General features: G+C 69.6%; 11 protein-coding genes. 5 read left to right on the top strand and 6 right to left on the bottom strand.

Annotated elements, in window-relative coordinates; translation table 11 throughout:
• On the bottom strand, positions 1–761 hold a 761-nt coding region (locus tag ACIKT0_RS08660), incomplete at its 3' end, for a DUF2125 domain-containing protein (protein WP_407104958.1).
• 98 nt (positions 762–859) lie between these two features.
• Between ACIKT0_RS08660 and ACIKT0_RS08655 the strand changes: the two genes are divergently transcribed.
• Positions 860–1,402 (top strand): gamma-glutamylcyclotransferase, encoded by a 543-nt coding sequence (locus ACIKT0_RS08655; protein WP_407104957.1) that lies wholly within the window; start codon positions 860–862, stop codon positions 1,400–1,402.
• Here ACIKT0_RS08655 and ACIKT0_RS08650 read toward each other — a convergent pair.
• The 5 genes from ACIKT0_RS08650 to ftsE all read right to left on the bottom strand — a co-directional run bounded on the left by ACIKT0_RS08650 (position 1,303) and on the right by ftsE (position 5,166).
• Positions 1,303–1,800, bottom strand: a complete 498-nt coding sequence (locus ACIKT0_RS08650; RefSeq protein WP_407104956.1) for a hypothetical protein — start codon at positions 1,798–1,800, stop codon at positions 1,303–1,305. The genes ACIKT0_RS08655 and ACIKT0_RS08650 overlap by 100 nt on opposite strands.
• Positions 1,801–1,856: 56 nt before the next feature.
• Positions 1,857–2,615 (bottom strand): lysophospholipid acyltransferase family protein, encoded by a 759-nt coding sequence (locus tag ACIKT0_RS08645; protein ID WP_407104955.1) that lies wholly within the window; start codon positions 2,613–2,615, stop codon positions 1,857–1,859.
• Positions 2,616–2,680: 65 nt separating this feature from the next.
• On the bottom strand, positions 2,681–3,385 hold the full coding sequence (locus ACIKT0_RS08640; RefSeq protein WP_407104954.1) for a YdcF family protein: 705 nt from the start codon (positions 3,383–3,385) through the stop codon (positions 2,681–2,683).
• Positions 3,386–3,490: 105 nt separating this feature from the next.
• The gene (locus ACIKT0_RS08635; protein ID WP_407104953.1) at positions 3,491–4,510 is read right to left on the bottom strand and encodes a cell division protein FtsX; all 1,020 of its coding nucleotides are present in this window, start codon (positions 4,508–4,510) and stop codon (positions 3,491–3,493) included.
• A complete protein-coding gene (ftsE, locus tag ACIKT0_RS08630) occupies positions 4,507–5,166 on the bottom strand; it encodes a cell division ATP-binding protein FtsE (RefSeq protein ID WP_183395838.1) in 660 nt (219 codons plus the stop codon). The genes ACIKT0_RS08635 and ftsE overlap by 4 nt, the downstream gene beginning before the upstream one ends.
• Positions 5,167–5,316: 150 nt before the next feature.
• On the opposite strand from ftsE, the gene ACIKT0_RS08625 reads away from it, so the two are divergent.
• From ACIKT0_RS08625 to ACIKT0_RS08610, 4 genes are all read left to right on the top strand, one after another.
• A complete protein-coding gene (locus ACIKT0_RS08625) occupies positions 5,317–6,177 on the top strand; it encodes an OmpA family protein (protein WP_407104951.1) in 861 nt (286 codons plus the stop codon).
• Between the two features lie 129 nt (positions 6,178–6,306).
• Positions 6,307–7,710, top strand: coding sequence for an APC family permease (locus ACIKT0_RS08620; RefSeq protein ID WP_407104950.1), 1,404 nt, complete (start codon positions 6,307–6,309; stop codon positions 7,708–7,710).
• Positions 7,711–7,717: 7 nt separating this feature from the next.
• Positions 7,718–8,641: a diacylglycerol/lipid kinase family protein gene (locus tag ACIKT0_RS08615; protein WP_407104949.1), complete on the top strand. Its 924-nt coding sequence runs from the start codon at positions 7,718–7,720 to the stop codon at positions 8,639–8,641.
• A complete protein-coding gene (locus ACIKT0_RS08610; RefSeq protein WP_407104948.1) occupies positions 8,638–9,420 on the top strand; it encodes a metallophosphoesterase family protein in 783 nt (260 codons plus the stop codon). Before ACIKT0_RS08615 ends, ACIKT0_RS08610 begins: the two co-directional genes overlap by 4 nt.
• The last annotated feature ends 19 nt before the right edge of the window (positions 9,421–9,439 follow it).

Raw genomic sequence — 9,439 nt, 5'->3', positions numbered from 1 at the left:
AGCGCGACGTGCAGGCGGCCGCCGGCGGCCGCGAAGTCCCTCAGGCGCTCCGACGTCGGCCGCGGCCTCAGATCGTCGAGGCCCCGGGCCTCCGCCTGAAACTCCACGAACACGGGCCCGGACCCGATCGGCACGAGGTCGAGCAGCGGGGAGGTCGCCTGATCGAGCTTCGCAGCGAAATCATAGGTTCCCTCGGGCTTCTGCCCGGGCGCGCGCCGGACATGCAGCTGAAGCGCCTTGGCGGCGACGAACTCGGCGTCATCGGCGGTCAGTCGCGGTTCCGTCAGCACGATGGAGGTCCGCTCGAGCCGCTTGTCGGCGATCATCATGCTCGCCTGGGCGAGGGCGAAGCTCAGCTCGGACCGTCCGCCGTCGCCGTCCGTGATCTGGACCGGGCCGGTCAGTTCGCCGATCAGCCGCTTCGGATCATAGACCTGCGCGACCGCTATGAACTTCGGAGCGGTCGCGACCACGGGGCCTCCGTCCGCCGGCACGGTCACCGTCAGCCGGTCGCAGATCATCTCCACGCGGAACGGAAACCCCACGATGCGACGATCGGCGCAGGCGTAGATGCGGCCGTGAGCCGCCTCCCGCCGCAGCGCGTCGGTGATCGCCGCGTCGGCCTGGTTCGCGGCGTAGAACCAGAAGCCGGACCACGCCGCGGCGCCGATCAGCAGCAGGGTGAACGGCAGAAAGATCGGCCAACGGGACCGAGGGGGCTGCGGCGGGACGGGGTCGACCGCGGGATCCGACTGGCTCATGCGTCCACCTATCTGTTGCGCCGCGGCGCCTGAACTTGCCGTGAGGCGGAGGCGCTGATACCCGAAGACCGCGCGTCGCGCCTAGCGAAGCTTTCGCGATGATTCGAACAGACGTCGACCTCTGGGTTTTCGCTTACGGGTCGCTGATGTGGCGACCCGGCTTCGAAGCCGTGGAGCAGAGCCCCGCCGACGTCGACGGCTATCACCGCGCGCTCTGCATCGCGTCTCATCGCCATCGAGGCACTCCCGAGCGGCCCGGCCTGGTTCTTGGACTGGACGTCGGAGGCTCCTGCCGCGGCGTGGCGTTCCGGGTCGAGGCGGCGCGCTCGGCCAGCACGCTCGCCTATCTCCGCGAACGCGAGCTCGTGACAAATGTCTATGTCGAAAAGATGCTGCCGGCGAAACTGAGCGACGGCCGCCAGGTCATGGCCGTGGCCTACGTGGTCGACCGCTCGCATCCGCAATATGTCGGGCTGCTGTCTCCGGAAGAGACCCTGCGGCGCGTCGTGGGCGCTGAAGGCCTGGCGGGCCCGAACCCGGACTACGTGGTCAACACGGCCCGGGAGCTCGAGCGCCTCGGGGTCGTGGATCCCACCCTCGCCTGGCTGGCCGCTTCGCTGACGGTCAGCACGGACGAGTAGCGCTCGGCGCCGTTGAAGAGATCGGCGAGAGCCTCGGCGCGCCTGCCGGCGCTGCCGGCCAGAAGATGCACATGGGCCTCGAGCTGCGCGCCCGGCCCGACCGCCAGGCCCGGCAGGGACATGCCGGTCTCGCCCGCCCAGACGACCCTTCGCTCCCCGGCGCCATCGAGCGCGACGAGCAACAGGACGCCGTTCTCCACGGCGACCGCCTCGCCGAGCGGCATCACGGTCACGAGGTAGCGCTGGCCGGACCTGCCGCGCCAGACCCGGTAGCGATCCTCGAAATTGAGCTCCTTCGCGGCGAGCGCCGGGCCGTCGTCCTCCGGCGCCGCGACCGGGGTGGCGGCGGCTGAGACGTCGTCGAGGAAGGCCGCAGGATCGTCGCGGGTTTCGCTCATTGGCGAATCGCTTGGTTTTTTCAATCGCTCGATAAGGGTTCCGGGTTACCGTCCTGTCAAGCAGCGCCCTGGTCCGGCCCGGTCGGTGCCTCCGGCGGCAGCCCCTGCGCCTCCCGGGCGAGCGCCGCGCTCGCCGCCTCGATCCGCTGCCGAAGCGTCTTCTCGAACTCCTCGCGCGTGAGCCCCGGCGGGATCGGCTTCAGGAACTGAACGACGGTGCGCCCCCGGCGTTTCCGGACGCCGTCGCGCGGCCAGAAGATGCCCGTGTCGACCGCGACCGGGACGCAAGGCAGCTTGAGCCGGTCGTAGAGATGAACGACGCCGAGCCGGTACCGCACAGGGGCGCCGACCGGCCGTCGCGTGCCCTCCGGGAAGATCACGATCTGGCGCCCGTCCCGCGCCGCCGACCCGGCCTGCTCCAGCATCTGAACCAGGGCCTCGCCGCCCGCCGCGCGGTTGATCGCGATCATGTCGAGGCCGCGCAGGAACCAGCCGAAGAACGGAATGACCGTCAGCTCCCGCTTCAGCACGAAGGCGGGATCGGGCAACTCCGGCGTCAGCGCGAAGGTCTCGAGCGTCGACTGGTGCTTCGCCGCCACCACGGCCGCGCCTTGCGGGATGTTCTCCCGTCCCCGGATCTCCACCTCGAGCCCCACGATGGCGCGAAGCAAGGCGAGCGTCGTGCGAGCCCACCACTTGCCAACGGCCAGCGCGCGCCGGCGCGGCATGAACACGACCACCGGGCCGGCGAGAACGGCGGTGAGGCACACGTGGATGGCCATGGCCACGTCGAACACGACCGAACGCCAAAGCACGACGCCGCCCGCGCGGGGACGCGCGGCCCTCTCGGCGCCCGTGGCGTCCAGGTTCGCGTGAACGTTCAGGAGCAGCAGTCGGGCGACGCCGCCCGCCTTTCCGCCGTGTTCTCAGTGTGAGCCAGCCGTGGCGCCAGGCGCACCCGCACCAGCGCCGCGACATATTTGACGTACTCGCCCGCGAGCAGCCGCGCCGTCGGCCAGTCGCGCCACCACGGCTCTTCGCGCAACCTCTCGGTCACGACCGCATACGGCACGAGCTCGACGTTGGGCATCTCGCGTGAAAGCTCCATCAGCGTTCGCGGCATGTGATACCCCGAAGTCACCACGATGAGCGAGCGGAACCCGTGGCCTTCGGCCCAGCGCCGCGCCTCGACGGCGTTGCCGGCGGTGTTCAGCGCACGCCGGCCGAGATCGACGCAGCAGCGTGCGAACGCCTCATAATCCGGCTGGGCGCGCGCCAGTTCGCGCTCCGTCGTCTCGGGATGGACGCCCGATATCAGCAACCTTTTGCCGCGGCCCGAGGCGAGCAGCCTGAGCGCGTCGGAGAGCCGTTCGGCCCCTCCCGTGAGCGTGACGATGCCGTCGGCCTGCTGCGGCGGCGCCTGCTCCCCGCGGGGCACCATCTGCACAAACGCCAGGAACCCGCCAACCGCCAGCAGCGCGCCAGCGCACGCCCCGATCATCAGCGGGCGGAGCGCGCCCCAGGAACCCGAGGAGCGTCGGCCCTGGCGCGCGTCGGGCGGAGCGGGATCGACATCAGTCGCCATGTGATCGGCACATCACTTCGCGTTCGCACACTGCCTCCCGACGCGGATGCAGGCAAGACGGTCTCGCGCCCGGCCGGGCCGCTTCGTCCGGCGCCGCCATCATGCTCATCCCATGGCCCGCAGGGTACGGTAAACCGTCGCCCTGGACGTGATCGCCGTAAGGGCCGCGATCAAGAGCACGATCGCGGCGACGCCCGCATAGGCGGAAAACCCGACCTGGAAGCGCCCGAACAGGGCGTCCATCTGATCGACGGTCGCGCTCCCGACCCCCTGTTCGACCATGAGCTCCGCGATCAGGAAGGTGGCGGTCGCAGCCAGCCCCCCCGCGACGCCTCCCTTGAGGCCGAGCCTCAGGAAACGCCGCTGAAACTGGCCCGCGATATAGCCGTCGCGGGCGCCGACGAAGTGCAGGACCTGCACGATGTCCCGGTTGCCGGCCATCGCGCCGCGCGTCGCGAACACCACCGACAGCACCGTCGCGGTCAGCATCAGCACCAGAACCCCCACCCCGAGCCACACGATCGTGTGCGCCATCGAGACCAGCCGGTCCAGGAACCGCCGGTGGTCGTCGAGCGAGGCGCCCGGAACCTCCCGGTCGAGCGCCGCCTTGAGGCCGACGGCGTCGAACCGCGCGTCCGGAGCCAGTCGCAGCACCACGAGGCGGGGGATCGGCAGATCGTCGAAGGACAGGCCGGAGCCGAGCCACGGCTCGAGCAGGCGCGCGGTCTCCTGCTTCGAATAGGTCCTGACGTCGGCGACGCCGGCGGCGGCCCGCGCGAGCTCGGACGCCCGCGCCGCAGCGACGTCGAGGTCGCGGCCTTCGGCCGGCCGGATCTGGATCGTCGTCTCGCGAACCACGTCCTGCGACCACTCGTTGGCGGCGGTCCGCACGAGATCCACCGCTCCGACGGTCAACGCCGCCAGATAGGTCATGATCGCGATCACGATGACCAGCGTGCTGCCGGAGACGGAGGACGCCGGGACGATCGGCCCCTGTCGCCGATTGGCGGAGGGCTGGGTCCTCGCGGCCTTCGCAGAAGGGCGTCCGCGGCCTTCGGGGGCCCGGGCCCCGGCCGTGTCCTTGTCGCGCCGTTCGGCTGGCGCCGCGCCGTTCCTCGAGCTCATTCGTAGACGTGCAACCGGCCGTCGTGGAGCACCAGACGCCGCGCGTCATAGAGGTCCATCAGAGCGATGTCATGGGTCGCGATCACCACCGAGGTGCCGGATTTGTGAAGCTCGACGAACAGCCGCAGGATGCGCCGCGCGAGCTGCGGATCGACGTTGCCGGTGGGCTCGTCGGCCAGCAGCAGCTCCGGCTGCGCGACGAGCGCGCGCGCGATGGCGGCGCGCTGCTTCTCGCCTCCCGAGAGCACCAGCGGCAGCGCATCGAGCCGCTCCCCCAGCCCGACCCAGCCGAGCAGCTCCACCACCTCGGCGCGATAGCTCGACTCGTCCCGCCCCGCGACCCGGAGCGGCAGCGCGACGTTCTCGTAGGTCGTCATGTGGTCGAGCAGCCGGAAGTCCTGGAACACGACGCCGATCCGCCGCCGCAGCGAGGGCAGCTCCCGCGGCGGGAGGGTGAGGATGTCGCGCCCGAATATCCTCACCAGCCCGCGGGTCGGTTTCATGGCCAGGAACATCAGCCGGAGCAGCGAGGTCTTCCCTGCGCCGGAGGGCCCGGTCAGAAACTGGAAGGAGTTCGGCTCGATCGCGAACGTCAGGTCGCGCAGAACCTCCGGCCCGAGGCCGTAGCGCAGGCCCACATTCTCGAAACGCAACATCAGCGGATCCCTTTCGGCGGGTCTCTGCGTCGCGAACCGTTGTGAGCGCGACGTTTTAACGGGCCATTAACGATAACGTGGCGAGGTCTCCCGAGGACCCGTCAGCCCTGCCGGGGCGCGCCGCGACGCGCCCGTCTGCGATTGGACCCCATGCTCGTCACATGCCCTTCCTGCCAGTCAAGCTACCGGCTCGCGGAGGGGACGCTCTATGCCGGCCGCAAGCTGCGCTGCGCCCGCTGCCGGACCTCCTGGCTCGCGGAGCCGCCGTCGGCCGAGGCTCATCAGCCCGCCTCCCTGGAAGCGTCGGCTCCTGGCTCGGCCTCCGCGGACACAAGCGGGGACGCTCTGATCACCATCACCGACGAGGACGGACGGCTGATCCGGCGCGTTCGCCGTTATCGCGGCGAGGAGTACGTGCTGATCGACAACCGGCCGCGCGGCGCGCGCACCGGCGTGTTCGTGAATCTCGACCTCGCCCCGCCGCGCATCACCATCCCGCGCGAAGAGTACGTGGTCGACGCCGACGAAGCGTCTTACGAGGTGATCGAACGGACCTTCATGGCGCCGCCGGTGGAGCGGCTCGAGCGCAGCTACTCGCTGGACGAGATCCGGCAGAACGCCCCGCTGCGCGAACGCGTGCGCAGTGTGGATCTTGACACGATCACCTTCGACACGGGCTCCTGGGAGGTCCGCGACGATCAGATCAAGAAGCTCGAGAATGTCGGCCTCGCGATGGAGGAGGCCGTGAAGAAGAACCCGAGGACGGTGTTCATGGTCGAGGGCCACACCGACGCGGTGGGCAGCGACGATGACAACCTGTCGCTCTCCGACCGGCGAGCGGAGTCGGTGGCCGAGATCCTCACCAAGTACTTCGACATCCCGGCGGAGAACCTCACGACGCAGGGCTATGGCGAGCAGTTCCTGAAGGTGAAGACCGAAGCGGCGGAGGAGCGCAACCGGCGCGTCACCGTCCGCAACATCACGCCTTTGCTGAGCAGCAGCGCCAACTGAGCCGAAGGCTCGGACATTTGGCGGGCGCGGGACGCTTCGGCTCCCGCGCCCTTCTTCTTTCCGCAGCGCCGTTGGCGGCGCTCCCTGTCGCGCTAGCTCAACCATGAAGCGCGGGCGAGGGAGTTCGGAATGGCTGCGATTGACGTGGGATCTGCGCCTGCCGCTGCGGGAGAGCCGACCCTCGACCGCTCGGTCAGCCTCTGGCAGGTGACGCTTTACGGCCTCGGCAGCATGCTGGGCGCCGGCATCTACGGCCTGGTCGGTCAGGCCGCGAAGGATCTCGGCAGCGCGATCTGGATCGGCTTCCTGGTCAGCATGGTCGCGGCGATGCTGACCGGCCTGTCCTACGCCAACATCGTGTCACGATATCCGAAGGCGGGCGGCGCCGCGTACGTCACCCAGCGCGCCTATGGAGCGCCGCTGCTCAGCTACGTCGTCGGCCTCGCGGTCGTGTGCTCCGGCCTGACCTCGATCGCCACCCAGTCGAACGTGGTGGCTCAGGGCCTGCAGCAGCTGTTCGGCGGCTCGTTCCTGCCGACCTGGGTGCTGGCGCTCGGCTTCCTGCTGCTGGTGGCGGGCGTCCTGCTCCGCGGGATCAAGGAGTCGATGTGGGCCAATGTCGTCTGCACCATCGTGGAGGCCAGCGGGCTGATACTCGTGGTGCTGGTCGGCTTCAGCTACTGGGGCACGAACAGCCTGCTGGAGTTCCCGCCCCAGGAGGGCGGGGACAGCGGCGCCGCCGGCCTGACGCTGCTCGTGATGCAGGGCGCGGTCCTGACCTTCTTCTCCTTCATCGGCTTCGAGGACATGCTGAATGTCTCCGAGGAGGTGAAGAACCCGAGTCGGAACATGCCGCTCGCCATCGTGTTCGCGATGGTGGCAGCCACCGTCATCTACATGGCGATCGCGATCACGGCCGTGTCGGTGATGCACTGGAGCGAACTGGCCGGATCCGAGGGCTTGGCGCTGGTCGCGGTCGTCGAGAAGGCCGCGCCCTGGCTGCCCCCGGCGCTGTTCACCGCGATCAGCATCTTCGCCGTGTCTAACACCGCGCTCGTCAACTGGATCATGGGCTCGCGCCTGCTCTACGGCATGTCGAAGCAGGGCCTAATGCCGGCGGCGCTCGGCCGCGTGCATCCGACCCGTCGGACGCCGCATATCGCGATCCTGGCGCTGCTCGTCGTGGTGGCGGCTCTCGCGATGATCGGCGACATCAAGGAACTGGCCTCGGCCACTGTGCTGCTTCTGCTCAGCGTGTTCACCGTCGTGAACGTCGCGCTCGTCGTGTTGAAGCGCCGCCCTTCGGAGCGAACGGGAGAGTTCGAGGTCCCGGTCTTCGTGCCGATGCTGGGCGCCGCCGTCTGCGCCGCGCTGATCCTGGTGCGGCTCGGTCAGGGCAGCTGGACCGCGCCCGTGATCGCGATCGGCCTCCTGCTCGCGATCGCGGCGCTCTACTTCATCACGGGAGCGGGGCGGGACCAGGCCCGGCTGCGCCGCTTCATCGAGCAGGACGAGGCCGTGACGGGGTCGTGACGCGATCATGAAGATCGCGCTCGTCATCAACAGGTCGTCGGGCGCGCTTCTCGGACTGACGGATGCGCCGCGCGACCTGGAGCGGAAGCTCGCCGAAGCCGGCTTCGACGTCGGTGCCGTCCTCGACGGAGACGCCAGCGACCTCGTCGCGCGGGTCGAGCATGCCGCCACTCTACCCGTCGAGGCTGTGATCACCGCGGGCGGCGACGGCACCATCATGACCGCCGCCCAGGCGCTTGCCGGCACAGACAAGGCGCTGGGGCCGCTGCCGCTCGGCACCATGAACCTGCTCGCCCGCGACCTCGGCATTCCGCTCGATCTCGACGAAGCGATCGTGGCGCTGGCGTCCGCCGAGCGAATCCCGATCGACCTCGGGGACGTCAACGGCCACGTTTTTCTCTGCAACTCCATGCTGGGCGTGCCCGCGCGCCTGGCCGAGCGACGCGAGCGCGGGCGGCAGAACATGGGCGTGACCGGCTGGTGGCGGCTGGTGGTCGCGGGGCTCAAGGGCCTCTACCGCTACCCGCCGCTGCGCGTCGGGCTGGACCTGGGGCAGGGGCCCGTCACCTTTCGCTCCAAAGCGATCGTGGTCGCGAACAACGCCTATGACGAGGGCTTCGGGCATTTTCTCAGCCGCTCGCGCCTCGACGGGGGCGAACTCGCGCTCTACGTCACGCGGCGTCTCAGCGCCTGGCCGCTCATCCGCATTTCGGCGCGGGTCGCCATCGGAAACTGGAGGCAGGACCCCGACATCGAAACCTTCGGGGTGCGGGAGCTCACCGTGACGAGCCGGCGCAAGCTCCTGCGGGTGATGAACGACGGAGAGACGATGCTGCTGAAGCCTCCGCTTCTCTACCGGATCCGCCCGAAGGCGCTGCTGGCGCTCCGTCCGCGCAGCGAGGAACCGGCGGCGCCGGAGGCCGCCGCATGACCCGGATCGTGCATCTTTCCGACCTGCATTTCGACCGGGTGGACCGACGCGTCGTCGAGGCGCTCCGAGACGAGATCAACGCCGACCCGCCTGACCTGATCGCGGTTTCGGGCGACCTCACGCAGCGCGCCCACCGGCATGAATACCGCTCGTCCGGCGCCTTTCTCCGCAGCCTGAACGCTCCCGTTCTGGCGGTGCCGGGCAACCATGACATCACCTACCTGAACATGCTCGAGCGCTTCCTGGACCCCTACCGGCGGTGGCGGCGCTTCGTTTCGCGCGACGTCGAGCCGATCTGGCGCGACGACACGGTCGCCGTCGTCGGGCTCAACACGGCGCGCCGGTTCACCTTCGGACTCGACTGGTCGAAAGGTCGCTACGGCGTCGGGCAACTCAGGAAATTCAGGAGGCGCGTCCAGGAGCTGCCGCCGAACCTGTTCCGGATCGTCGTCGCTCATCATCCGCTTCATCCGCCGGAGACCGAGCCCGAGCTCGCCATCGTGGGCAGGGCGGAGAGGGCGCTGGCCTGCTTCCAGAAGCTGCGGATCGGGCTCGTCCTCTCCGGCCACCTGCATCGCGACTACGTCCACACCCATGCCGTCGAAGCCGAGGACGACACGCGCATGCTGATCGTGCAGGCCTCGACGGCGACGTCGACGCGGCTCAGGGGCGAGCCGAACGCCTATCACCGGCTGACGGTCGAGCCGTCCGGTGAGGTGCTCATCGAGGTTCGCGCCTGGGACGGGGAGCGCTGGCGCACGGCGCGCGCGCGCGAGTAGGGGGCCCGGCTCACGCGGC

The sequence above is a fragment of the Hansschlegelia beijingensis genome, from assembly GCF_045505405.1.
Lineage (GTDB): Bacteria > Pseudomonadota > Alphaproteobacteria > Rhizobiales > Methylopilaceae > Methylopila > Methylopila beijingensis_A.
The sequence above is the reverse complement of the archived record's forward strand: the minus strand, read 5'-3'. Positions and strand labels throughout refer to the sequence as shown.